Here is a 24,430-nt window from a genome sequence, read left to right on the forward strand (position 1 = left end):
GTGCGGCGCGGGAGTGACTCCCCGGTGTCGGTCCTGGGAGTCACTCGCCGTTCGGCAGTGGGAGTGACTCCCCGTTCGGCCGTGGGAGTCGCTCGCCTGCCGCCGCCGTCACGTGCGCCGTGCGTCGGTGGGTGTCACTCGCTCTGCGCGAAGATGGCGTCCATTTCCTTGGTCGCCTTGTCGGCCGCCTGCTGCGGCGTGGACTTGCCTGCCAGGATCGACTGGATCATCTTCGGGATGACCTGGGTGGCCTGGATCTCGGTGTACGACTTGGCCTTGGGGACGCTCGCGCCGCCGTCCTTGAACTGCTTGACGAACGGCTTGACCAGCGCGTCGTCCTTGTCGGGCATCTTGTCGAGGTCGGTGTTGGTGGGCGGCAGGTAGCTGGACTGCTCGGCCCACTTCTTGGCGAACCTGCCGGTGGTGAGGAGCTTGATGAACTCCCACGACAGCGCCTGCTTGTCCGTCTTGAACGCGGACAGGTAGGAGCCGCCGAGGAACGACGGGGACATGCCGCCGTCCTTGCCGGGGACCGGGATGGCGCCGAGCTTGCCCTTGAGGTCGGGGTTGGCGGCGGTGAAGGCCTTCGGGGTCCAGTTGCCGGAGAGGGACATGGCGACCTCGCCCTTGTTCCAGGCGTCGCCGACCTCCTTCTCGGTCCAGGTGTTCACCTTGGCCGGGGACACCTTGTCCTTGAGCGCGAGGTCGGTGTAGGCGGTGATGCCCTCGACGGACTTCTTCGAGTTGATGCCCGACTTCCACTTGCCGCCCTGCTTCACGGCGAGTTCGCCGCCAGCGCCCCAGATGAAGGGCGTGGCGAACATCTCCGCGCCGCCCGCGACGGGGAAGGCGAGCATCTTCGGCTCGTCCTTCTTCAGGGTCTTGGCGGCCGAGCGCAGCTCCGCCCAGTTGGTCGGAGGCTTGATGCCGTGCTTCGCGAAGATGTCCTTGCGGTAGAGGACCGAGCGGACTCCGGCGTACCAGGGCATGCCGTACTGCTTGCCGCCCAGGGTGCCCGCGTCCTTGAGGGCGGGGACGAGGTCGTCGGTCAGGCCGGCCTCGTCGACCTCCTTGGAGACGTCGACGAGCGCCCCCTTGTCGGCGAAGCCGGGAACCCAGGTGGTGCCGACCTCGGCGACGTCGGGCACCTGGTCGGCGCCGCCCTCGATGGCGGTGGTGAACTTCCGCTGGGCGCTGGCCCACTGCTGGTACTCGACCTTGATCTTGGCGCCGGTCTTCTTCTCGAAGGCTGCGGCGGCCTCCTTGAAGAAGGGCTTGGCGTCGGGGTTGGTCCCCTCCATGATCCAGACGGTGAGTGTCTTGCCCTTGCCGTCGGTCCCGCCGTCGGCCTCCGAGCCACCCCCTCCGCAGGCGGTCGCGGTGAGCCCGAGTGCCAGGGCGGTGCTGGTGGCTGCGATGACGCGTCGGTTCATGGGTGGTGGCTCCTCTTACAGCAGTACAGCAGGGAAGTGATAGTGCCCGTGAGTACGCAGATTCTCATCACGTTCTCACCATGAGGTCTAGACCCTTCTGGAAGTGGCGGCTGAACTGTGATCCGCGTTGCAGACCGTGCAGCCGGGCATGCCAGTTGCCCGGGACGGGCCGGTCCCGGGCAACTGAATCGGCCGGGTCAGCGCTCGATCTTCACCTCGGCGCCGCTCTTCGCCGACGCGTAGACGGCGCTGAGCATGCGGGCCATCTCCAGGCCCTGTTCCGCGGTGGCATCGGCCGGTATCTCGCCACGGCAGATCCGCAGGAAGTGGTCGATCTGGTTCGCGAACCCGGCCTTGAAGTCAAAGCCCGGCGAGTCGATCTGAGGCCGCACCTGGAGCAGGGTGTCGTGCCGCTCGGTGAGCATCAGCAGTTCGGGCTCGATCTCGGCGCCGCCCTTGTCACCGTGGATGCGCACACTGATCTCGTTGCGTGCGTGCAGCGAGTACGAGGTGTCCACGTCGAGCACCTGGCCGTCCTCGAAGCGGATCTGCGCGGTGACGTAGTCCTCGACGGTGTTGGGCCGGTCCGCGGAGGCGGCCCGGTACCGCTTGAGGTTCTGGATGTTGTCGCGCGCACCCAGCGGCGCGAACGTGACACCGGACGCGGACACCGCCTTCGGCCTGCCCATCAGGTACCAGCACAGGTCGATGATGTGAACGCCCAGGTCGATCAGCGGACCGCCGCCCGACAGCTCCACATCGCCGAACCAGCCGCCCGGGTTCCCGGCGGCCCGCAGCAGCGTGGCACGCGCGGCATAGATGTCACCGAACTCCCCCGCGTCCAGGAACCGCTTGGTGACGAGCGCGTTCGGCGCGAACCGCCGTACGTAGCCGATCTGGAGCGCCTTCCCGGTCTCCTCGACGGCCCGGACCAGGGACTCGGCCTCGGCGACGGTGACCGTCATCGGCTTCTCGACCAGTACGTTCTTCCCGGCCCGCAGCGCCGCTTCGGCGATGGGGGCATGCAAGGTGTTCGGCACGCAGACGCTCACGGCGTCCACGTCCGGGTCGGAGAGAAGCTCCGCGACGTCGGTCGTGGCCCGCGGCACGTCGAACTGCTCGGCCCGCGCCTTGGCCCGCTCCGGCTCGATGTCGCACACGGCCACCAGCTCGGCCCGGTCGTTCTTCTGATAGGCACTCAGGTGCTCGGTGGCGATGGCCCCGAGACCGATCACAGCGATACGCGTCGTCATCTCAGGCCACGCCTTCCGTCGTCAGTCGAAGTATGTTCGCAAGGGATTGCTCGATGGCGGGCAGCGGCGCTTCCATGCCCTCGAACTCCAGGCTCACCGGCACGTCGGGCTTCGTGGCGGCCAGGGCGAGCAGGCCGGGCAGATCGACGTCGCCGTGGCCCGAGACGGTGCCGAGGAGGTAGTCACCGGCGAGCGTCTTCAGCCAGCCCTCCCCCGCGGAGCGGCGGATGTGGAAGTCCTTCACGCCGATGGACGCCGCCACGTCGATCAGGTCGGCGGCGGTCTTCCCCGGCACCTCGCCGACGCACAGGCCGTTGCCGAGGTCGAGCGTGACGCGGAAGTTCGGACGGTCCACGGCGTGCACGAGGCGGGCGAGACGCTCGCCGCCGTTCATGAAGAACCCGTGGTTCTCGATGGTCGACACCATGCCGAGCTCCGCCGCGTGGTCGGCGACCGCACGGCAGCCCTCGACGACCTTCTCGAAGGTCGACTCGAACTCCCCCGGGTCCCGCTCACGCCAGGCCCACGGCGCGACGTCGTGCCGGAAGATCCCGGCACCGAAGGCCCGCGCCACGTCCAACTGCCGCCGCAGCCGGTCGACCTCCTTGCCGTCCGCCTCCCGCAGATCGCCGCTCACCAGGTAGTTGACGATCGGTACGCCGACGTCCTCGGCGTGCTTGGCCGTGTCACGCACGACGCGTTCGTTCTCCAGGTAGTACGCCCCGTCCGTCGCGGCGATCTCGATGTGCCCGGCCTTCGAGGCCGCGACCCAGTCCAGCACTCCGATCAGGTCCATCTCGCCGCTGCCGATGAGCTGGCGGAAGCAGTACGAACTGACTCCGAGCTTCACTTGGTGATCCCCTCCACGTCGTGTGTGATGCGGGCCCACGGGCTGGGATAGCCGTGGACCCCGTAGATCTCCGAACCGCACCGGTCGAACGCGTTGCCGACGGCGCCGAGCACCACCGCCTCACGCCCGAGACCCGACGCGACGAACGACGGACGCTCGGGCGAGACCAACTCCCTCTCGATCGCCGCCTCGAGCGGCCGCAGCAGCGCTCCGGCGTCCTTCGCCGCACCGCCCCGCACGACCACCACCTCGGGGTCGACCACCAGCAGCACGGTCGCGACCCGCTCGGCGATCTGCGCGCAGAAGTCCTCGACCTCGGCCTGTGCGTCGGCGTCGCCCGCGGCGGCGGCGCTCAGCACCTGCGCGCTCGTCCGGCGCGACGACCAGACCAACTGCCCGCGCCGCGCGTTGCGCGTCCAGCGCATGCCGCGCTGCGCACCGAGTTCGCCCGCGAGGCGGTGACTGCCCTGCCGGATCGAACCGTCCAGCACGATCGACACGGACAGCCGGTGACCGATCTGGAGGTAGACGACATCGGAGTACCCGCGGCCCGCGCCCGCGCGCTGCTCCGCGAGTCCGGCCAGCTTGATGTCGTTGTCCACGACCACGGGCTTGTGGCCGAGGTCCTTCGCCAGCAGCTCCGCGACCGGAAGGCCGACCAGGTCCGGCATGGCGAGACTGGCCCGCAGCCGCCCGTCCGCCTCGACGACACCGGGCAGGGCGACGCCGACCGCGCGCAGCCGTGCGAGGTCGAGCGAGGGACCGGCCGCGGCATCGAGCGCACGCGAGATCAACGCGAGATCGGCGTGCCGGCCGGCGCGCTCGTCGGGCGCCGCCTCCGCGTACCCCGCCCGGCGGCCGGATAGGTCACAGATGACCGCGCGTGCCCCTCGGGGCCCCAGGTCGACCCCGGCGACCAGGCCGCCCTCCCGCGCGAACCGGAAGGCACGCGCGGGCCGCCCGGGCCCTGCCGACGCGGCGCTGACCCCCTCGACCATGCCGAGCCCGACGAGGTCGTCGAGCACGGCACGCACCGTCGGCCGCGACAGGCCCGTGGCCTCACTGATCACGCCGATCGTGCACGCCTCGTCGGCCTCGGCCAGCACCCCCAGACACGCGACCTGATTCGCCGCCCGCTCCGCCTGAACGGCCTCCCGTGCAGTGTCCATTGCCCCCATCCCCCATATGGAAACCGGCTTTAATAAATACGGTATCGGAATGGGCGGGCGCGAACAAGGGGGTCATCCGGGTGGAGGCCGAGGCCGGCTCAGGACGGCAATCGCGCCGTGCTCCGGTACCCTGGGGAGCAGTAGGTGCGCCCGGGACGGCCCGTGCGTGGGAGACAAGCGCCGGGACGGCCCGCAGATTGGGAGATCTGACCCGTGTCGGTCGTCTCTGGCATCCGAAACGTCCTCACCCCCCGGGCACTGACGCAGCTGCTGCTCGGCTGGATCGCCTTCGGCGCTCTGCTCGTCGCGGGCCCCGCACTGGAGGGCCCGCTCTCGACCCCCGTGCTGTTCGGGCTACTGGCAGTCATCGTCCTCGTCATCGTGGCGTGCGCCTTCGGGGTCGTCACCCAGGCCGAGCGCCTGTCCCACCGGCTGGGAGATCCCTACGGGACCCTGGTCCTGACCCTGTCGATCGTGGTGATCGAGGTCATCCTGATCTCGTCCGTGATGCTCGGGCCGGGGGAACACGCGACCATCGCCCGTGACTCGGTGATGGCCGTGTCCATGATCATCCTCAACCTCGTCGTCGGGATCGCGCTGCTCGTCGCGGGCATCCGCCACGGCAGCCTGCGCCCCAACCGCGCCGGTGTGTCCTCGTACGTGTCCCTGCTGGTGGTGCTGCTCGCGACGGCGTTCGCCCTGCCCGGCCTGATCGGTACCGACGGCGCGTACACGGCCGGCCAGGAGGTGCCGATCCTCGTTTCCACCCTGGCGCTGTACGTCTTCTTCCTCTGGCGGCAGATGGGCGCCCAGAGCGGCGACTTCCAGGAGGTCACCACCGAACCGGCCACGGCATCTGCCGCAGCCGAAGAGGATCCGGGCCACCCCGGCATCAAGGACGTCCTGTCGGCCCACCGCACCGAGGTGCTGTCACGCGCCGTGGTGCTGGTGCTCACCGTCGTCCCGGTCGTGCTGCTCTCCCACGACATGGCCACCCTCCTCGACGAAGGACTCGGCCGCATCGGCGCCCCAGTGGAACTGTCGGGCATCCTCATCGCGATGATCGTCTTCCTGCCGGAGACCATCACCACGATCCGCGCCGCGTACACCGGAGAGATCCAGCGGGTGAGCAACCTGTGCCACGGCGCCCTGGTCTCCACCGTCGGCCTGACCATCCCGGCCGTCCTCACCATCGGCCTGCTCACCGGCCAGACCGTCCACCTCGCCGAAACGCCCGCGAACCTCGTCCTGCTCGGCGTCACCCTGCTCCTGACGGTGACATCCTTCTTCGGCAAGAAGGTCACCGCGGTGCACGGCGGCGCCCACCTGATGGCGTTCCTCCTGTACGCGCTCGTCGTCTTCTCCTGAGCACGGCCGACGGACCCACGGAAAGTACTGAGGCGGCAATGAACGAACCGACGAAAACGAAGCCCGAGGTCGAGGTCCCGGAGGGCGACGCTCCCACCGAGCTGACCGTCCGGGACCTGATCGTCGGGGACGGACCCGAGGTGAAACCCGGCATGGTGGTCAGGGTCCACTACGTCGGAGTGACCTTCGCGTCCGGGAAGGAGTTCGACGCCTCCTGGGACCGGGGCGAGCCGTTCAAGTTCGCCCTGGGCGGCGGCAAGGCCATCAAGGGCTGGGACCGGGGAGTGCGGGGGATGAAGGTCGGCGGCCGGCGCGAGATCATCGTTCCCCCGCGCCTCGGCTACGGCAATCAGTCCCCGTCCCCGTCGATCCCGGCGGGCTCGACCCTCGTCTTCGTGGTGGACCTCCTGGACTCGTATTCCAGGGCGGACGGGTGGAGCAGCGCCAAGAACTGAGGATCGCTAGGCGTCCGGCGACACGGTCGCGGTGACCGGTGTGCCCGCCTCCACGGTGCGGCTGACCGTGCACAGACGGTCGTGCGAACTCTTCACCGCCCGCGGCAGGATCGCCCGGGACCGGTCCCCCTCCGGCCCGTCGGGGAACGTGACATGGAAGGTGACCGCGAGGTCCGTCATCCGGTTGCCGCCCTCGTCCTCGACCTTGTCACCGGACGCCGTGACGGTGAAAGCGGTCGGCTCGGCGTGCCGGGTCGTGGCGGCCTCCACGTCGACCGCGGTGCAGCCTCCGAGCGCGGCGAGCAAGAGCTCGACCGGCGTGAAGTCGGCGTCCGAGCCGGTACCGAAGGTCACCGTGCCCCCACGGACGTTGGTCGCGGTGAACCGCCCCGGACCGGCACGTTCGATGGACACGGAGCGCAGCGCGTTGTCAGTCATGGCTCCGACAGTAGTGTCCGGCGGCGCAGACCGCTGCCCGCCGCCCGCTGCGGGCCGGAGGCACGCTCACCGCCGCGCCCGCAAAGGCTGGGAGACCGGTTCCAGGGCCAGCGTGACCGCCTCGTCCAGGCCGAGGCCGCCGCCCCGCTCGAACGCCTCCTGGTATCCCGCCTCGCCCAGGCTCTCGCGCGCCAGTGCGACAGCCGCGTCGTGGGGGGCGTTGAAGTGGGCGGAGCCGAACAGAGGCAGGCCCACCCGGTCCCAGACCCGCCGCGCGGCGCCTTGGAGGACGGCTGCCTGTTTGCAGGCGCCGCGGGAGGCCCACAGCAGAGCGATCACCTCGACGGGCAGGACGACGCCGACGAGGTCACGGAACTCGTAGTTGATGGCCAGGCACTCCCGGGCCAGCTTCGCCGCCTCCTCGCTCCGGCCGTCGGCCCAGGCGGCGAAGGAGAGGACGTAGAGGGCATACGCCTTGGCCCAGCGTTCGCCGTGGGCCTCGCAGGAGGCGCGGGCCTCCTCGCACAGTGCGACGGCCGACGCCAGGTCGCCCTGGAAGGCGAGCGCCATGGCCAGTTCGATGCGGGCCATCATGACGTTGCTGTCGAGCTCGTCGAGGTCGGCGTAGCTGGTCAGGGCGGTCCTGAAGTACCGCTCCGCCGTGGCGTGTTCGTCCCGCATGAGGGCGGCGCAGCCCAGGCGGTGCGTCGAGTACGCGTACGCCGTGTCGTCGTCGCTGCGCAGGGCACCGGCCCGGCACTCGGTGAGCAGCGCGGCCGCGGCCTTCGCGTCGCCCTGGAGGATGGCGACGTAGCCGTCGACCCAGAGCGCCTTGAGCCGGTCCCGGCCGAGTTCGGTGGAGGCGGCGAGTGCGCGGTCGAGCCAGTAGCGGCCGTCGCCCAGGAGTCCGCAGCCGACCCAGTAGAACCAGAGCGTCCCGGCGAGCCGGGCGCCTGCCCGCTCCTGCCCCGGCGTCGACAGGGCGAAGTCGAGCGCCGCGAGGAACTGGGCGTGTGCGCTGCGGGTGGCGCGGAAGACGGCGGCCTGACCGGGCCCGAACCAGTCCGCTTCGCCGCGCGCCGCGAAGTGCTGGCACCAGGCGAGGTGGCGGGCCCGCGCGGGCTGCTCGTCGCCGAGGCGGCGCAGCCACTCGCCGCCGTAGGCGCGGACGGTGTCGAGCTGCCTGAACTGCGTGTCGTCGGGGCCCTCTTCCCGTACGAGCAGGGACTTGTCGGCGAGTGCGGTGAGCAGCCGGCCGATGTCGGCCCGCTCCAGGGCGGCGTCGGCGCACACCTCCTCGGCCGCCTCCCGGGAGAAGCTGCCGGCGAAGACGGAGAGGCGGGCCCACAGCAACCGCTCGGCGGGCGGGCAGAGTTCGTGGCTCCAGCCGATGGTGGTCAGCAGGGTGCTGTGCCGGCTGACGTGCTTGCCCTCGTCCGCGGCGAGCTGGAAGCGGTCGTCGAGCAGCGCGAGGAGGGCGAGGAGTTCCTCCGGCTGTTCGCCGCACAGCCGCCCGGCGGCGAGCTCGATCGCGAGCGGGATGCCGTCGAGCCGCGCGCAGATCCGTTCCGCGGCCGGCCGGGTGCGGGCGTTGAGCTCGAAGTGCGGGCAGGCCGCGTGGGCACGCTGGGCGAAGAGCCGCACCGCGTCGCCGGTCACCGGCATGGGCTCGACGGTGAAGATCTTCTCGCCGGGGACGCCGAGGGGCTGCCGGCTGGTGGCGAGGATGTGCAGTTTGGGGGCCGCGCGCAGCAGGTCCGCGGCCAGCCGGGCGCAGGCGTCGACGAGATGTTCGCAGGTGTCGAGGATCAGCAGCAGATGCTTGTCGGCGAGATGGTCGGTCAGGACCTCGTGCTGGGGGCGGGTCGTGTGGTCGGTGGCGGAGACGGCCGTGGCGATCGCGTGCACGAGCAACTCGGCGTCCTGGAGCCCGTACAGCTCGACGAGCCGGACGCCGTCGCCGAACCCGCTTGCGAGGTCCGACGCGGCGCGCAGGGCGACGCGGGTCTTGCCGATTCCCCCGAGTCCGGTCACGGTCACCAGGCGGGAGCTCTCGGTCAGTCGGCACAGTGCGGGTACTTCGTGGTGACGCCCGACGAATGGGGTGTTCTCTGGGGGAAGGTGGTGGGCCACGGTCGACTCGTCTCGGAGAGGTTTCGGCACGGTCACTTCGGCTTCGCCGCTTGGAATCGGGTATTTCTCATGGGGGTGATCGCGATATCCCGGATGAAATCGGGGGCCGGTGACCGGAGTTGTCCGTCGCGGGCTCGTATGTCTCCGTAGTCGACCAGTAATAGCGCCGCATCGTCCTTGGTCCTGCCTTGCGTGTGGCGCGCCACGTCGGCGGCGATGCGGTCGAGGAACACTCCGGGGTCCTCGTCGTACAGGGTGACCGTGCGTTCCGCGAGCGGATAGAAGGCTCCCCTGCCGTCCCGCGCCTCGGTGATGCCGTCGGTGTAGAGCAACAGCCGGTCCCCTGTGGTCAGGCGTACCGGACTCGCCCGGCACCACTCGTCCTGCAACCCGAAGAGGCCCAGGGGCGGCGAAGGCGGCAGGGCGTCCACGAAGGTCGCACGGCCGTCGCGGATCAGGAGGGGAGGCGGGTGACCACAGCAGATCAGCTCGGCCCGGCCGTCGTCGGGGTGCAGGCCGAGCAGCAGCGCGGTGACGAAGTCCTCGCTGTTCGGGCGGCCGGCCAGCGACGCGTCCATGCGCTGGGCCACGATGGTCAACCGGGCTTCACAGCGCACGAGTTCACGGAATGCGCCCAGGGCGTCGACGGCGGTCGCGACCGCGGGCATGCCGCTGCCCATGACGTCGCCGATCAACACCCGTACGCCGTAGGGCGTGCTGATGACGTCGTAGATGTCCCCGCCGACCTGGGCCCCGGGCTCCGCCGCGAGGTAGCGCACTTCGGTGCGAAGCCCGCCCACCCGGCCCGGCAGCGGCCGAAGGATCCCCTCCTGAAGCGTCCGCGTCACCGCACGCAGCGAGTCGAGCGCCTTCGCCAAGTACAGGCATTTCAATACGGACACGCCGATCACCATGGCCAGGAATGCGCCGCACAGAACCACTGCGACCGCGCGCGTCGAGAAGAGTCGCACACCTTCCGAGAGGATCATCATCTTCGCGCCAGTTCTGCATCAGTGGACCGGGCGGGGATTTCGGAGCCTAGGACACAGCTTCACGCCGCACAGGCGATTTTGGCGAACCCTCCGATTCTGCCAACCAGGAAATTTCTGGACGGAATTCCTTCACATGCCCATGCCTCCGTCGACCGGCAGCCCCGCCCCTGTGACGAAGCGGGCGGCGTCGGATGCGAGGAAGACGACCGCGTCGGCCATGTCACCGACCTCGCCGAGCCGTCCGAGCGGGGTGCGGCCGATGACGTCCCCGACGGCGGCCTCGGCGCTCGGCCACAGTCCGAGGGCCTCCATGTCCCGGGCGAGGCCCATCCCCATCTCCGTGGGGACGAGACCCGGATACAGGCAGTTGACCCGCACGCCGTATCCGAGCTTTCCGGATTCCAGCGCGGCCACCCGGGTCAGCCGGTCGACCGCGGACTTGGTCGCCGCGTAGCCGGCGATGCCGGGGAACGGGATCGTGGCGGCCACCGACGAGACGTTGACGATGGCCCCGCCCCGACCGGCCGCGCCGCCGGGTCGCATCGCGCGGAAGGCGTGCTTGATGCCGAGCGCGACGCCGAGCACGTTGACGTCGAGCATCCGGCGGGTGGCGGCCGGGTCGAGGTCGACGACCAGGCCGGAGATCTCGACACCGGCGTTGTTGACGACGATGTCCAGGCCGCCGAGTTCGTCCACGGCGCTTGCGACGGCGGACGCCCAGCCCTCGTCGTCGGTCACGTCCAGCGGCACGAACAGCGCCGTACCGCCCGCCTTCCGCAGCGCCTGGGCGGTCTCCTGGCCGGCCTCCGCCCGAATGTCGCCGATGGCGACCGAGGCTCCCGCGCGAACGAGGGCCTCCGCCATCCCGGCGCCGAGCCCCTGGGCGCCTCCGCTCACCAGCGCCCTGCGTCCCGTCAGGTCGTACATGTTCATGGCCATCTCCCCCTGCCGGGCTCCACTGGACGGAGTCCCTCGGCGAAGGGCCAGACAGTAGAGGCTCCCACCGCCGGCGTCACCCCTTTCCGCGCCAACTGCCCCTACTTGGAGTGGAGTTGACGTTCCTCCGGGTTCTGGCCCCGCGAGCTGTGCTAAGCCTCCGTGCCGCTTGCCCCTGCCGCTCAGACCAGTCCCGTGACGGTGACGGTCACACGAGCCGGCCCGTGCCGGTCCGGGACGGCCGTCGCCAGGTGTTGCTCGGCCGTCCGGCGGGCGGCGCGGGCCACGTCCACCGTGCGGGAGCGGGCGAGCGCGACGAGCTGGATCTCGACGTGCCAGGTGCCGTCGGCGCCCTGCGGAGGGGTGAGCCGCACACCGGACGGCCCGCCGGTCGCGGGCGGTGCCGGGCGGGCGAGCGCGGAGCGCAGGCGCCCGGCGAGATCGGGCTTGAGGAAGGCCACACCGGGCACATCGGCCACGGCGCGGGCGATGTCGTCGGTGAGGTGGTCGGGGGCGCCGGTCGTGGTCATCGGTCTTGGCCTTCCTGGCCGTCGGTGGGGCTGTCGGTGCCGTCGATGAGGTCGGTGACGCGGATGTGCACGGCCGCGACGGGCATGCCGAGCTCGCGCTCCGCCGCGTGCCACACCCCCGTACGGACATCCTCCGCGAGGTCGGGGAGGAAGGCGTCGGACGGTGCGTGGATCTCCAGTGCGACCTCGACCCGGTCCGGTGCCTCCGGTCCTGGCAGCGGCCGGAGGCGGCAGGAACCGGCCCGCACGCCGGACACGGACTCCGCGGCCGCACGCAGGCTCCGGGCGGCGACCGCCTCCATGACCCACAGGTCCTCGTCGGGTTCCCCCAGGGGCAGCGGGCGGCCGGGGCGCAGTTCGAGTCGTACGACGTCCATGACGCGGCGGGTCAGGGCGGCCGCGGCGTCGTGGCCGGTGCCGTCCACGGGCTCCCGGCGCAGGTCCCGTACCGCGGACTCCAGCTGGTCGAGATCCTGGACGGCGGCCCGGCAGTGCGGGCAGGCGTGCAGGTGCGGGTCGTCCGCGCCCTCCTCCCACGCCGACCACACCTGCGACAGCAGGCGTCCGCAGGGCAGCCGCTCGTCGTCGGCGTCCTCGGAGTGGGTGTTGGGCGGGTCGGTGTGAGCGGTCATCGCCAGGCCCCCAGTGCTTGAGTCAGGCAGCGTCGTGCACGGAAGACACGGGCACGGACAGCCTCCTGGCTGATCCCGACCGCGTCCGCGATGAAGTCGTAGGGCCGGCCGTCCAGTTCGCGCAGCACCCAGCACGCGCGCTGTTCGGCGGACAGTTGGTCGAGGGCCGCGCCCAGTTCGCGCAGCGCGTCGCGGGCCTCGGTGATCCGGGCCGGGGAGACCGTGTGCTCGGGCGCGGGTACCTCCGCCGCCGTCTCCAGCGGCACGACGGGCCTGCGGGAGCGCAGGATGTTCAGGCACCGGTTGGTGACGATGCGGTACGTCCACGTGCCGAACGACGCCGAGCCGTGGAACTCGGGGAGCCGCCGCCACGCACTGACGAAGGCGTCCTGCACGGCGTCCTCCGCCTCGGTGCGCGTGCCGAGCAGCCGGGTGGCAAGGCGCAGCAGCGCCGGGGCGTGCCGCTGGACGAGGACGGCGAAGGCGTCCTCGTCCCCTTCCGCGGCCCGGACCGCCAGCAGCGTGTCATCGGTCGCGCTGCCGCCCTCCGGCGGCGCGGTATCTCTGCGGGCACCCGCCACTGAGTGGCTCCTCTCGTGTCTTCCTGACTGTTGGACACAGTTGCGCGGCATCTGTGACGCGGCACTTCGAGATCCACTGCGACGTAGCCGATGAAACCGGTGGAACCGGTGCGACGGGCGGAGCCCCGGCCGGGGCCCACCGAAAAAGTTCTTCCTTCTGGCGCGTCACAGATGCGTCCGGGGCGGGTCTATCCACGTAAGGACATGCCACCGACCGCAGGAAGAAGGACACGCCATGAGCACGAACACACAGAGCGCACCGGCCGCCAAGAACGTGCCGCTGGAGCGGTCCGGCCGGGCCGAGCAGACGACGGCCGTGTTCGGCGGCGCGACGGGAGCCGACCAGCCCGCCCCCGACCGCGGCAGGACGTCCATCGCCGATGTCGTCGTGGTGAAGATCGCAGGTATCGCGGCGCGGGAGATTCCCGGCGTCCACGACATGGGCGGCGGCCTCTCCCGCACCATCGGCGCCGTGCGCGACCGGGTGCCGGGTGGGCGGCCCAACGTCGGACGGGGTGTGAAGGTCGAGGTCGGCGAGCGGCAGACGGCCATCGACATCGACCTGGTCGTCGAGTACGGGGTCCCGATCGCGGACCTGGCCCGCGACGTGCGCGAGAACGTGATCTCCGCCGTGGAGCGCATCACCGGCCTGGAGGTGGTGGAGGTGAACGTCACGATCAACGACGTGCACCTGCCCGAGGACGACGAGGCGCCCGCCGCGGAGAACCGCGTGGAGTGACCGGCTGCTCGTACGTAGTGGCCGGGCCCGTGGCACCGGCCGAGAAGGGGTGAGGTGACAGCGATGGCAATGAGCAGAGCGATGACCGGGATGCTCGCCGGGATGGCGTTGGCCCTTGCGGGGTACTTCGGGGGCTTCGGGGCGTTCTTGCTCGTGGCCGCCCTCGGTGCTCTGGGCGGTGCCGTGGGGCACTGGTTCGATGCTGGCGGGCGCGTCGAGGAGCTGCGCGACATCCTGCAACGGGGCCGGCGATGACCGAGGCCGCCGAGCGGGGCACGACGGTCGTCTCGGACCGGGCCGTAGGCAAGATCGCCGGGCGTGCGGCCGGTGAGGCCGCGCCGGCCGCAGGCCGCGGCGGGACGGGTTCCGCGAGCGTGCGCGGACGCCGGGCGGACGTCGGGGTGAAGGTGGCGGTGCCGTTCCCGGCACCGCTGCCCGAAGCGGCACGTACGATCCAGGACCATGTCACCCGCCGCACCAGCGAGTTGACGGGCCTTCACATCGGAACGGCGCGGGTCCACGTCACCGGGCTCCTGCCCGCGGCGGCCGCAGGAACCGCGCCGGTGTCCACGCCGGGCGCCGACACCGGTGCCACGGCTCGGGACTCCGGCCCACGCACGCCGTCGCGCTGGTGGTCGCCCCGCAGGCTGCCGACGGCGCTGCTCGCCCTGGCCGCCGCCACCGCCTGCGGCGCACTGGTGGCCGACCTGGTCAGGGTGCATCTGGCACACCGCCAGGCCGCCTCCTGGCGCGCCGACACGGTCCGCTGGCTGGAGCGGCACGGGCCCGAGGCCCCGTTCGTCGGCATCGCCGCCGGCGCGCTCGCCGTCCTCGGCATCCTCATGATCGCGCTGGCGGTCACCCCCGGGCGCCGCGGTCTGCTCACCGTGGCCTCCCCCGCCGCACCGCTGCGGGCGGCCATGGACCGTACGGCGGTGGCGCTCGTGGTGCGTGATGCGGCGGGGGACGTCCCGGGGGTCGACACCGTACGTGTCCGGGTACGTCGCAGGCGCGTCGTCGTCCGGGCCCGACTGGCCTTCGGGGACAAGGAGACCGCACGACGCGACATCCGGGCCGCGGCACACCAGGTCCTCGACGGTTGCCGCCTGCGCCGCCCGCCGCGACTGCGCGTCAAGGTACGCGCCGAGGGCCCCCGACCGGTACAAGAACCCCGCCAGCAGAAGGGCCGTGTCACCGATGCCCCGTAGCCGTACGCTCCTGAACCGGATCGCGCTGGCCCTGGGCGGCCTGGTCGCCGTGGCGGCAGCCGGTTGGCTCTGCCTGGGGCGCACGTCATGGCGATCCGCCGTCCCGGCGCGGTGGTCCGCCCTCGGCCCCCACACCCCGCTCGTCGCCCCTGAGCGCCTGGCCTCGCTGCGCGGCCAGGAGTGGTGGACGCCCACCGTCATGGCGGCCTCGGCCGTCGCCGCCGTCCTGCTCGCCTGGTGGGGTGCGCGGCAACTGCGCACCGGGAGGCGGCGGTTGCTGGCCCTGCCCACCTCACGGAGCCAGCTGCGCACCCGCGCCCTGGAGGACACGCTGGCCGCTCTCGTGGAGAACGTCGACGGTGTCGCTCACTGTCGGCCCCGGGTACGGGCCGCGACACGGGCGGGCCGACTCGACGCCGTGGTGCGCGTGCGTCTCCACCAAGACATCACACCCTCCACGGTCCTCCCCCCGCTCACCAGGATCGCGAACGACACGGGGGACGCTCTCGCCCCGTACCGTTTCCGCATGCACATCCGTTTCTCCGCACGCTCGCACCGCAGGCCGCATGTCCGCTGACCCGCACGCCCTCGACGGAACACCGCACGAGCGGGACCCGCACCCCCTCCCCTCACCAGGTGACAGTCGCGTGTCCGCCTGGCGGGCCGCGCTGCGCCGCACCCCGGTGTCGATGTGGCGCGACGACATGTCGGACTCGGCGGCCGCGCTCACGTACTACGCGATCCTGACCGTACTGCCCTCCCTGCTGGTCATCTCGCTGGCGTTCAGCCTCATCAGCCCGGAGACGGCCGAGGAGTTCATCGCCCATGTCAGCGCGTACGCTCCCGGCCAGTCCGGCACCCAGCTCCACGACGTGCTGTCCCGAGCCCTGCACCACGGCACGGCCGCCTGGACCCTGCTGGCCGCCGGCGCGGTCAGCGCGCTGTGGTCGGCCTCCAGTTACCTCGCGGTGTTCCGTCGCGCGGTCCACCGCATGCACCGGGTCGCGGACCGGCGGTCGACCTGGCACAAGGCCCACCGCATCCTGGGCACGGCGCTCGCCCTGCTCGGCATCCTCGTCCTCAGCGCCCTCGTGCTCCTGATGACCGGCCCGGTCGCCGAGACGCTGGGCCGCTACCTCGGTCTCGACACCGCCGCCGCGTGGGCCTGGAGCCTGCTGCGCTGGCCCATGCTCCTGTGCGTGGTCGCCCTGCTCGTCGTCATCGTCTTCCGCACCGGCCCCGCGCAGGCCCGCGTCCGCGCCCACAGCATCCCCGGCGGCACCCTGGCCGCCTTCCTGTGGCTGTGCGCCTCCGCCGGATTCGCGCTCTACACCTCGGAGTTGAGCACCTACAGCAGGCTCTACGGCTCGCTGGCGGGCGCCGTGGTCTTCCTCGTCTGGCTGTGGTTGTCCAACCTGGCGCTGCTCGCCGGTGCGCAGTTCACCGCGGAGCTCAGCGAGCTGGAGGAGCGGGCGTCGGGCTGAGCGGGCCCGGATCGATCCACGGCTGGAGCACTAACGCCCCTCCCTCACCCGCACGTTCTCCGCCTTGATGCCCGGCAGCTTCGGCTCCAGGGAGTACGTCGCGATCACCGCCGCCTGGAGTGCCGCCACCGCGATGGGGAGGCCGATGAACAGCCAGGCGATGCCGTCGCTCACCGACGAAGTGACCGAGCCGGGGCTGTAGTCGATGGCCGCCAGGCCCCACGCCAGGCAGGCCGAACCCAGCGCCGCACCTATCTTGGTGCTCATGCTGTAGCCCGCGAACAGCAGGCCCTCGTCGCGGCGGCCGCTGCGCCACTCGTGCCACTCCGCGCTGTCGGCGACCAGGGCGGGTCCGGCCACGAAGCCAAGGCCTCCGACCAGGTTCGCGACGAAGAAGACCGCGGTGAAGGTGACGAGATCGTCGCGCAGGAAGAACAGCGGGACGCTCAGCACGATGCACACCACGAGGCCGAGCAGGATGCCGCGGCGCTGACCGAGCAGGCGCAGGAGGGGCGCGGTGAGCAGGGAACCGAGCACCGCCGAGAGCGAGAACGCCAGCAGGATGACCGGGACCGCCGTCGGCTTGTGCAGGACGTGGAGCGCGAAGTAGACCGCTCCGCCCGTGATGATGCCGAGCCGGGCGAAGGACAGGACCGAGAAGGCGAAGACGGTCAGCCAGGGGCGGTTCCGCGCCAGGGCCTTGATCGAGGCCCAGATCCCGGCGCCGCCCTCCCTGGAGTGCGGGGCGGCGGGCACGCGCTCGTTGACGAGGCCGTGGACCGCCCAGAAGAGGACCATGCCCACCACCGCGTACAGCCCGATGGTCCAGGCGAAACCGGAGCGTGACGTCGACGAGCCGCCGAAGAGAGTGATCAGTGGCTGGGTCGCCGTGGAGACCACGATGAGGCCGATGCCGACGCCGAAGGAGCGCATGCCCGCGAGCTGCATCCGCGTCCCGGAGTCCCGCGTGGTCATCGCCATGAGCGCGCCGTACGGGACGTTGACCAGCGAGTACGCCAGGCCGACCAGGACGAACGTCACGTACGCGTAGATCACCGCGGCCGTTCCGCCGCCGCCCGGGGTGAGGAACGTCAGGAGGGTCAGCACGCCGAGCAGCGGGGCGCCGAAGAGGAGATAGGGGCGGGCGCGGCCCCACCGCGTGCTCGTGCGGTCGACCAGGAGGCCCACGGCGGGGTCGAAGAAGGCGTCGAGGAGGCGGGCGATCAGCATCAGCGCGCCGACCGTTCCCGCGGCGATGCCGGCGACGTCGGTGTAGAAGAAGAGCAGGTAGCTGGAGATGGTCGTCCACGTCAGGTTGGACGCCACGTCCCCGAGCGCGAAGGCGGCGCGTTCGCCGCGGCGCACCGCGCGCGGGTCGTCCGCCGCGTCGAGCGGCCTGTCGGCGACGCCGTCGTCCTGGGCGGGGGCCGGCCGTGCCGAGTCCCTGCCGGGCGTTTCGGGCTTCCTGGTGCTGCTCATCATCGAGTCCTTCACCTCAGCGTCGTTGCCTGGGTCGTCGCCTGGATGGCGTGTAGCGCATCTTGAGTTCCTGATGAACCTAAGTCAACGCTTCGCACCGAATCCATTGACCTCTCATAAGGCTCCAAGGGCCGGACGCGACCACCCTTGTCTTATGTTCCATGCGCACTTAAGTTGAGTGCGTTCGTTCCGAAGCACGTGGCATCCGCGCTCCGTGCGGTGCCCGAGGAGGCCCCATGCCCCGTTCCCCCAGTGCCGGTTTTCCCGCCGAGGTCGACGTCGCGATCGTCGGCAGCGGCCCGGCTGGCGCCGCGTACGCGCGGGTGCTGAGCGAGCGCGCGCCCCGGTTGAGGCTCGCCGTCTTCGAGGCCGGGCCCATGATCAGCGACCCGCCGGGCACGCACGTGAAGAACATCGCCGACACCGCGCATCGGGCCCGCGCGCAGCGCGACTCCGAAGGGCCGCGCCCCCTCGTCGAGGCCGCGTCGACCGACACCATGGACGACTACGCCGCCGACCGGGCGAGATTGCAGCGGCCGGGGACGTTCCTGCTCCCGAACGGGCCGCAGGGAGACGGCGATACGGGGATGCCCGCCGCGGCCATGTCCAGCAACGTCGGCGGCATGGGCGCGCACTGGACCGGCGCCTGCCCGCGTCCGGGCGATGGTGAAGTCATCGGTTTTCTCCCGGAGTTGGGTTCATGGCTGGCCGAGGCCGAGCGGCTCCTTGACGTGTCCGCCGAGGTGCTGGCCGACGCGCCGTTCGCCGACGAGGTCCGCAAGCGGCTCTCCGTCGCCCTCGACCACGACCGCTCCGGCGACCGGCAGGTGCAGGCGATGCCGATGGCCGTGCGGCGCACGGCGGACGGCCGGTTGTTGTGGTGCGGCGCCGACACCGTGTTCGGCGATGTCACGCGGGCCAATCCGCGCTTCGAGCTGTTCGCCGATGCGTTGGTGACCCGGGTCGTGCTCGACGAGGGCGGGCGGTCCGCGCGTGGTGTGCGGGTGCGCGACCGGCGTACCGGCACGGAGCACGAGGTGGCGGCCCGGTACGTCGTGGTGGCAGGTGACAGCCTGCGCACCCCGCAGCTCCTCCACGCCTCGGGGGTGCGGCCCGCCGCCCTCGGGCGCCACCTCAACGACCAGCCTCAACTCGTGTACGCCGTAAGGATGCGGGACCTGCCGGACCTGGCGCCCGCCGCGGGCGACGGGGTCGGTGTGTCGGCCAGCAGCGGCGTGGCCTGGGTGCCGTACACCGACGCCCATCCGTACCACGGGCAGGTCATGCAGCTCGACGCCTCACCGGTGCCGCTGGCCGAGGACGATCCGGCGTCGCCCGGCTCCGTGGTGGGCCTCGGGTGGTTCTGCGCCAAGGAGCTACGGGCCGAGGACCGGGTCGCCTTCCGGGACGACGAGGTGGACGGCTACGGCATGCCCGCGATGGAGCTCCACTACCGGCTCACCGAGGCGGACTTGGCGGCCATCGACGGTGCCCGCACCGAGATCCTGCGCGCGGCCGCGGCCCTCGGCGAGCCCCTCGACGACACCCCGCCGCTGCTCTTCCCCGCCGGTGCGTCGCTGCACTACCAGGGCACCGTACGGATGGGTGACACCGACGACGGCACCTCGGTGTGCGATCCCTCCAGCCAAGTGTGGGGCGTGCGCGGCCTGTTCGTCGCCGGAAACGGCGTCATCCCCACCGCCACCGCCTGCAATCCGACGCTGACGTCGGTCGCCCTCGCCATCGGCGGCGCGCGCCGCATCGCCGCCGCCGAAAGCTGATCCTCATCCCCCTGTTCCTACTCACCGGAGGCTTCATGCTCGACCGGGACATCATCCAGAGCCGCGGCGCGCGCAACGTGCGCGTCGCCGGCGAGACCATCGGCTTCCAGTTCCAGCTGCGCATGCCCAACTACCGAGGCCTGTGGGGCAGTCTCATCGAAGGTGTCTCCGTGCAGGTCGGTGACCTGCGCTGGGACCGCGAGACACCACGGTGGACGCTTCAGGGCCGCGAGTTCACCTGCGCAGAGCTGCGTACGTCGACCGATGTCCGCTGGCAGCTCGACGAGCCGGCCGTCATCACCGTGCCGCACCCCGGCGGTCTGCCGACGGGCGTGCACCTCGTCGAGGTCGACATCGCCCTCCAAGCCCCGTACATCCCGGCCGAGTTCCAGCCCTCGGTCTTCCACGCCGAGCGAAAGGTCACGCTCCTGTGACGAGTGGACACGACACCTTCCAGTACGGCGTCTCCCTCTACAGCTACACGGGAGACATGTACACCCTGCTCACCCTCGACGACGCCATGGCCCACATCGCCGACATCGGCGCCACCGGCATCGAGATCCTCGGCGAGGGAAACATCAGCGGGTACCCCACGCCGTCCACCCGGTGGATCGACGACTGGCACGCCGGTCTGGAGCGGCACGGCCTGACCGCCACCAACTACGGGTCGTGGATCGACTCCCGGATGTGGCAGCACCGCGACCTGACCGTCGACGAGGGTGTCACCATCCTGCGCCGGGACCTCGACCTCGCCGCCACCCTCGGCTTCACCACCCTGCGCCCCAAGATCGGCGTGATCTCGCAGGAGCTCAAGCCGCACCCCATCTGGGAGGCGGTCATCGAGCGCGTCCTCGACCACGCCGCGGGGCTCGACATCGTCATCTGCCCCGAGATCCACGCGCCCACCCCCATCAAGCACGAGGTCGTCGACGACTACCTCGCCTTCATCGAGCGCACCGGCACCGACCACTTCCGGCTCCTCATCGACACCGGTGTCTTCCAGCGCGCGGCCACCGACGCACACCACGCGGGGCTCGACGAGGAGGCCCAGGAGGCCGGCTGGCGCCGCCCCCTCGCCGTGCCGATGGCGGATCTGGTGGCGGTGCTGCCGTATGTCGCCTTCATCCAGGCGAAGTTCTTCGACATCACCGACGAGTTGACGGACCCGCACATCCCGTGGCCCGAGATCGTCACCACGCTCGTCGAGCACGGCTACACCGGCTGGCTCTCCAGCGAGTACGAGGGCGACCGGATTCCCGCCCGGTCCATCGAGCAGGTCCGCCGCCAGCACGCGCTGCTGCGGAAACTGGAGCGAGAGGCCCGAGGGCGTTGACGGCACACTCCGCCTCCGGACCGTCCCGTACGAACGAGAAGCGAGGTCTCATGCGCACCGTGCGCGCCGCCGTCGTCGGAACCGGCTTCATGGGAGCCGTCCACTCCCGCTCGATCGTCGCCGCGGGCGGCGACCTGGTCGCCGTCGTCGGCTCCACCCCGGCCAAGGGGCGCGCGGCGGCAAAGGAGTTCGGCGCCCGCTCGGGCGTCGGCACCCTGGACGAGGCGCTGGCCGAAGGCGTGGACGTGGTGCACATCTGCACGCCCAACGCGACCCACGCCGACCTCGCCCTGGCCGCGATGAAGGCGGGCTGCTCGGTGGTGTGCGAGAAGCCGCTCGCCACGGACGCGGCCACCGCCGCCCGCCTGACCGCCCTGGCCGAGCGGGACGGGCTCGTCGCCACCGTGCCGTTCGTCTACCGCTACTACGCGTCGGTGCGCGAGGCGCGGGCCCGCATCCAGGCACCCGGCGCGGCCGCACCCTGGCTGCTGCACGGCAGTTATCTCCAGGACTGGCTCGCCGACCCGAACGGGACGAACTGGCGGGTCGACGCCGAACTCGGCGGCCCCAGCCGGGCGTTCGCCGACATCGGCGTCCACTGGTGCGACCTCGCGGAGTACGTCACCGGCCAGCGCATCGTCCGCCTGCACGCCCACCTCGGCCGCTCCGCGCGGTCCCGCCCGGGACCCGACGGCACACCCACCCCTGTCACCACCGAGGACGGTGCGGTCGTCACCTTCACCACCGACACCGGGGCGCTCGGCAGCGTCGTGGTCAGCCAGGCGAGCGCCGGCCGCAAGAACGCCCTGTTGTTCTCCTTCGACGGACCGGACGCCAGCTACGCGTTCCAGCAGGAGACACCGGAGACGCTCTGGATCGGCGGCCGGGACACCAACGTGACGGTGGCCCGCGACCCGGGACGCCCCGGCTCCCCGGCCCCCATCCGCAGCACCCTGCCCGCCGGCCACCCGCAGGGCTACTACGAGTGCTTCGCCGACTTCGTGGCCGACACCTACGCCGCCGTGCGCGGCGAGCCCGCCGACGGCCTGCCCCGCTTCGCCGACGGCCTGCGCGCCGCCCGGATCACCGAGGCGGTCCTGGCCTCGGCCGCCTCCGGCCACTGGGCCGACGTGCCCACCGACGACAAGGAGGAGGAACACACCGCATGACCTCCGCACACCCCCGGCCCGCCGCCCGACAGCCCGTCACCCTCTTCACGGGACAGTGGACTGACCTCCCCTTCGAGACCGTCGCCCGGCTGGCGAGCGAGTGGGGGTACGACGGCCTGGAGATCGCCGCGTCCGGCGACCACCTCGACCTGGAGCGCGCCGAGGCCGACCCGGGGTATCTGCGCGGCAGGCTCGACATCCTCGACAAGTACGGGCTGCGCTGCTGGGCGATCTCCCACCACCTCACCGGGCAGGCCGTCTGCGACGATCCCATCGACTTCCGTCACCAGGCGATCGTGCGGCCTGCCACCTGGGGAGACGGCGATCCGGAAGGCGTACGGCAGCGGGCCGCGCAGGACATGATGCGCGCCGCGCGGGTGGCACGGCGGCTCGGCGCGGACACCGTCGTCGGCTTCACCGGCTCCAAGATCTGGAAGTACGTGGCCATGTTCCCGCCGGTGCCGCGGTCCGTGATCGACGAGGGCTACGAGGACTTCGCGCGGCGCTGGAACCCGATCCTCGACGTCTTCGACGCCGAGGGCGTGCGCTTCGCCCACGAGGTGCATCCGGCGGAGATCGCCTACGACCACTGGACCAGCGTGCGCGCCCTGGAGGCCATCGACCACCGCGCCGCGTTCGGCTTCAACTGGGACCCCTCGCACATGCTGTGGCAGGGCATCGACACGGTCGGCTTCATCACCGACTTCGCCGACCGCATCCACCACGTCGACTGCAAGGACACCCGCGTGCGGCCGGCCACCGGGCGCTCGGGCGTCCTCGGCTCGCACCTGCCGTGGGGCGATCCGCGCCGGGGCTGGGACTTCGTGTCCACGGGCCGCGGCGACGTGCCGTGGGAGGACGCCTTCCGCACCCTCGCCGCCATCGGCTACACGGGACCGGTCTCCGTGGAGTGGGAGGACGCCGGCATGGACCGGATGCACGGGGCGGCGGAGGCCGTGCGGCGTGTCCGGTCCCTGCTGTGGCCGCTGCCGACGGCGTCCTTCGACGCCGCGTTCGGCAACCAGTGACGACGCCCGGAGCCCCCGCCCCGCACCAGGGGCGGGGGCCCGCTGTCGTAACATCGCGTCACAAGGCAACGGTGGACACGACGAACGGGGACGACATGGGCCGCCCGGTCCCGCTCGGCAGCGCTCCGGCACCGGACCAGCCGACGCGGTTCTTCCCGGCCGCCACCCTGCCGACGCTGGAGGCCGCGCCGCTGGCCATAGTCGTCAACCTCGTCCGCACGGGCCGCGCCACCACCCGGCCCGAACTGGTCACCACGACAGGGCTCAGCCGCAAGGTCGTCGCCCAGCGCGTCGACCAGGCCATCGAGTTGGGGCTGCTCGAGGACGGCGAGCTCGCCGCGTCGTCCGGCGGCCGGCAGGCACGGACACTGCGCTTCCGGACCGATGCGGGACACATCTACGCCGCGGCCATAGGGGCGTCCGAGTTCCACGCCGCGATCATGGACCTGTCCGGCACGACCATCGCCTCGCACCACGAGGACTGGGACGTCGACGCCGGGCCCGGGCCCACCATGGAGCGCGTGCAGTCGGCGTTCGCCGCGCTGGCCGCGAAGACCGGGCTCGGCAGACCGTGGGCCATCGGCATCGGCGTGCCGGGCCCCGTCGAGTTCGCCACGGGACGCCTCGTCGAGCCGCCGATCATGCCCGGCTGGGACGGCTTCAGCGTGCGCTCCTGGCTGCGCGAGCACTACGACGCGCCGGTCTGGGTCGACAACGACGTGAACCTGATGGCTCTCGGTGAGTGGACTCGGGGCGCTCCGCACGACGGCCGGGACATGCTGTTCATCAAGGTGGGCACCGGTATCGGGGCGGGTCTGGTGGCGGGCGGCCGGCTGCTGCGCGGCGACCGCGGGGCCGCGGGCGACATCGGCCACACCCACATCACCGACGATCCGTCGGCCGTCTGCCGCTGCGGGCAGACCGGCTGCCTGGAAGCGGTCGCGAGCGGCTGGTCCATGCTCGACGAGTCCCTGCACCGGGTGGCCGAGAGCCCGTACCTGTCCAAGGTCCTCGCGCGCAGCGGCCGTCTGACGCTCGGTGAGATCGGCGCCGCCGCGGTCACCGGCGACGCCCTGGCCCTGGAAATGATCGAGACCCGGTCCCGCCTGGTCGCCGACGTCATCGCCAACCTGGTCAACTTCTGCAACCCCGGCGTCCTCGTCCTCGGCGGCGGCGTGCTGCGCACAGGACCCCGCTTCCTCGACCTCGTCACGTCGACGGTACGCAGACGGTGCATCCGCCTCGTGACCGCCGGCCTGACGATCCGCGCCGCCTCGCTCGATCACCACGAGGGTGTCATCGGGGCGGGCCTCCTGGCCGCGTCCGGCATCTTCTCGACGGCCCCGCTGACGCACTGGGTGGAGACCGGCACACCTCTCGGCCATGCGACGACCCTCCAGCGCTTGTCGGCCGAACTCGCCTGATGTGCGGGCGAGTTG

Annotated in this window: 25 protein-coding genes; 13 read left to right on the top strand and 12 right to left on the bottom strand. The window is 71.5% G+C overall.

Features of this window, described 5'->3' with window-relative positions:
• Positions 1-134: 134 nt before the first annotated feature.
• From ACNYS0_RS06310 to ACNYS0_RS06325, 4 genes are all read right to left on the bottom strand, one after another.
• Entirely contained in the window at positions 135-1,433 is a 1,299-nt protein-coding gene (locus ACNYS0_RS06310; RefSeq protein WP_422471670.1) for a sugar ABC transporter substrate-binding protein, read from the bottom strand.
• 197 nt (positions 1,434-1,630) lie between these two features.
• Positions 1,631-2,686 (bottom strand): Gfo/Idh/MocA family protein, encoded by a 1,056-nt coding sequence (locus tag ACNYS0_RS06315; protein WP_422471671.1) that lies wholly within the window; start codon positions 2,684-2,686, stop codon positions 1,631-1,633.
• 1 nt (position 2,687) lies between these two features.
• Positions 2,688-3,536, bottom strand: a complete 849-nt coding sequence (locus ACNYS0_RS06320) for a sugar phosphate isomerase/epimerase family protein (RefSeq protein ID WP_422471672.1) — start codon at positions 3,534-3,536, stop codon at positions 2,688-2,690.
• Positions 3,533-4,705 (bottom strand): ROK family transcriptional regulator, encoded by a 1,173-nt coding sequence (locus ACNYS0_RS06325; protein WP_422471673.1) that lies wholly within the window; start codon positions 4,703-4,705, stop codon positions 3,533-3,535. The genes ACNYS0_RS06320 and ACNYS0_RS06325 overlap by 4 nt, the downstream gene beginning before the upstream one ends.
• A gap of 213 nt (positions 4,706-4,918) precedes the next feature.
• On the opposite strand from ACNYS0_RS06325, the gene ACNYS0_RS06330 reads away from it, so the two are divergent.
• Together ACNYS0_RS06330 and ACNYS0_RS06335 are read left to right on the top strand one after the other, a co-directional pair.
• On the top strand, positions 4,919-6,073 hold the full coding sequence (locus ACNYS0_RS06330) for a calcium:cation antiporter (protein ID WP_422471674.1): 1,155 nt from the start codon (positions 4,919-4,921) through the stop codon (positions 6,071-6,073).
• A gap of 38 nt (positions 6,074-6,111) precedes the next feature.
• Entirely contained in the window at positions 6,112-6,528 is a 417-nt protein-coding gene (locus ACNYS0_RS06335; protein ID WP_422471675.1) for an FKBP-type peptidyl-prolyl cis-trans isomerase, read from the top strand.
• A gap of 6 nt (positions 6,529-6,534) precedes the next feature.
• Here the strand turns inward: ACNYS0_RS06335 and ACNYS0_RS06340 are convergent, their stop codons facing one another.
• The 7 genes from ACNYS0_RS06340 to ACNYS0_RS06370 all read right to left on the bottom strand — a co-directional run bounded on the left by ACNYS0_RS06340 (position 6,535) and on the right by ACNYS0_RS06370 (position 12,770).
• Positions 6,535-6,966, bottom strand: coding sequence for an OsmC family protein (locus tag ACNYS0_RS06340; RefSeq protein WP_422471676.1), 432 nt, complete (start codon positions 6,964-6,966; stop codon positions 6,535-6,537).
• 66 nt (positions 6,967-7,032) lie between these two features.
• A complete protein-coding gene (locus tag ACNYS0_RS06345; RefSeq protein ID WP_422471677.1) occupies positions 7,033-9,006 on the bottom strand; it encodes an ATP-binding protein in 1,974 nt (657 codons plus the stop codon).
• 125 nt (positions 9,007-9,131) lie between these two features.
• Positions 9,132-10,001 carry a PP2C family protein-serine/threonine phosphatase gene (locus ACNYS0_RS06350; RefSeq protein ID WP_422471678.1) on the bottom strand — a complete coding sequence of 290 codons (870 nt, stop codon included), beginning with the start codon at positions 9,999-10,001 and terminating at the stop codon, positions 9,132-9,134.
• A 219-nt stretch (positions 10,002-10,220) separates the two neighbouring features.
• Positions 10,221-11,024, bottom strand: coding sequence for an SDR family NAD(P)-dependent oxidoreductase (locus tag ACNYS0_RS06355; protein WP_422471679.1), 804 nt, complete (start codon positions 11,022-11,024; stop codon positions 10,221-10,223).
• 185 nt (positions 11,025-11,209) lie between these two features.
• Positions 11,210-11,557, bottom strand: coding sequence for a hypothetical protein (locus ACNYS0_RS06360; protein WP_422471680.1), 348 nt, complete (start codon positions 11,555-11,557; stop codon positions 11,210-11,212).
• Entirely contained in the window at positions 11,554-12,189 is a 636-nt protein-coding gene (locus ACNYS0_RS06365; protein WP_422471681.1) for an Asp23/Gls24 family envelope stress response protein, read from the bottom strand. Before ACNYS0_RS06365 ends, ACNYS0_RS06360 begins: the two co-directional genes overlap by 4 nt.
• The gene (locus ACNYS0_RS06370; protein WP_422471682.1) at positions 12,186-12,770 is read right to left on the bottom strand and encodes an RNA polymerase sigma factor; all 585 of its coding nucleotides are present in this window, start codon (positions 12,768-12,770) and stop codon (positions 12,186-12,188) included. Before ACNYS0_RS06370 ends, ACNYS0_RS06365 begins: the two co-directional genes overlap by 4 nt.
• 235 nt (positions 12,771-13,005) lie before the next feature.
• Here ACNYS0_RS06370 and ACNYS0_RS06375 point away from each other — a divergent pair, with 235 nt between their 5' ends.
• The 5 genes from ACNYS0_RS06375 (at position 13,006) to ACNYS0_RS06395 (ending at position 16,201) form a co-directional block, all read left to right on the top strand.
• The gene (locus ACNYS0_RS06375; protein ID WP_422471683.1) at positions 13,006-13,509 is read left to right on the top strand and encodes an Asp23/Gls24 family envelope stress response protein; all 504 of its coding nucleotides are present in this window, start codon (positions 13,006-13,008) and stop codon (positions 13,507-13,509) included.
• A 69-nt stretch (positions 13,510-13,578) separates the two neighbouring features.
• A complete protein-coding gene (locus tag ACNYS0_RS06380) occupies positions 13,579-13,764 on the top strand; it encodes a hypothetical protein (protein WP_422414823.1) in 186 nt (61 codons plus the stop codon).
• Positions 13,761-14,717: a DUF6286 domain-containing Asp23/Gls24 family envelope stress response protein gene (locus ACNYS0_RS06385; protein WP_422471684.1), complete on the top strand. Its 957-nt coding sequence runs from the start codon at positions 13,761-13,763 to the stop codon at positions 14,715-14,717. The genes ACNYS0_RS06380 and ACNYS0_RS06385 overlap by 4 nt, the downstream gene beginning before the upstream one ends.
• The gene (locus ACNYS0_RS06390; RefSeq protein WP_422471685.1) at positions 14,707-15,294 is read left to right on the top strand and encodes a hypothetical protein; all 588 of its coding nucleotides are present in this window, start codon (positions 14,707-14,709) and stop codon (positions 15,292-15,294) included. Before ACNYS0_RS06385 ends, ACNYS0_RS06390 begins: the two co-directional genes overlap by 11 nt.
• Entirely contained in the window at positions 15,284-16,201 is a 918-nt protein-coding gene (locus tag ACNYS0_RS06395; protein ID WP_422471686.1) for a YihY/virulence factor BrkB family protein, read from the top strand. The genes ACNYS0_RS06390 and ACNYS0_RS06395 overlap by 11 nt, the downstream gene beginning before the upstream one ends.
• A 30-nt stretch (positions 16,202-16,231) precedes the next feature.
• On the opposite strand, the gene ACNYS0_RS06400 is transcribed toward ACNYS0_RS06395, so the two are convergent.
• A complete protein-coding gene (locus ACNYS0_RS06400) occupies positions 16,232-17,680 on the bottom strand; it encodes an MFS transporter (protein ID WP_422471687.1) in 1,449 nt (482 codons plus the stop codon).
• A gap of 236 nt (positions 17,681-17,916) precedes the next feature.
• On the opposite strand from ACNYS0_RS06400, the gene ACNYS0_RS06405 reads away from it, so the two are divergent.
• The 6 genes from ACNYS0_RS06405 (at position 17,917) to ACNYS0_RS06430 (ending at position 24,415) form a co-directional block, all read left to right on the top strand.
• Entirely contained in the window at positions 17,917-19,461 is a 1,545-nt protein-coding gene (locus ACNYS0_RS06405) for a GMC oxidoreductase (protein ID WP_422471688.1), read from the top strand.
• A 35-nt stretch (positions 19,462-19,496) separates the two neighbouring features.
• Positions 19,497-19,895 carry a C-glycoside deglycosidase beta subunit domain-containing protein gene (locus ACNYS0_RS06410; RefSeq protein ID WP_422471689.1) on the top strand — a complete coding sequence of 133 codons (399 nt, stop codon included), beginning with the start codon at positions 19,497-19,499 and terminating at the stop codon, positions 19,893-19,895.
• Complete coding sequence (locus tag ACNYS0_RS06415) at positions 19,892-20,794, top strand: sugar phosphate isomerase/epimerase family protein (RefSeq protein WP_422471690.1); 903 nt, start codon at positions 19,892-19,894, stop codon at positions 20,792-20,794. Before ACNYS0_RS06410 ends, ACNYS0_RS06415 begins: the two co-directional genes overlap by 4 nt.
• Before the next feature lie 50 nt (positions 20,795-20,844).
• Positions 20,845-21,963 carry a Gfo/Idh/MocA family protein gene (locus ACNYS0_RS06420; protein ID WP_422471691.1) on the top strand — a complete coding sequence of 373 codons (1,119 nt, stop codon included), beginning with the start codon at positions 20,845-20,847 and terminating at the stop codon, positions 21,961-21,963.
• Complete coding sequence (locus ACNYS0_RS06425) at positions 21,960-22,991, top strand: sugar phosphate isomerase/epimerase family protein (RefSeq protein ID WP_422471692.1); 1,032 nt, start codon at positions 21,960-21,962, stop codon at positions 22,989-22,991. The genes ACNYS0_RS06420 and ACNYS0_RS06425 overlap by 4 nt, the downstream gene beginning before the upstream one ends.
• A gap of 71 nt (positions 22,992-23,062) precedes the next feature.
• On the top strand, positions 23,063-24,415 hold the full coding sequence (locus ACNYS0_RS06430) for an ROK family protein (protein ID WP_422471693.1): 1,353 nt from the start codon (positions 23,063-23,065) through the stop codon (positions 24,413-24,415).
• The last annotated feature ends 15 nt before the right edge of the window (positions 24,416-24,430 follow it).

Source organism: Streptomyces anthophorae (assembly GCF_049310305.1).
In the GTDB taxonomy this organism is placed as follows: domain Bacteria; phylum Actinomycetota; class Actinomycetes; order Streptomycetales; family Streptomycetaceae; genus Streptomyces.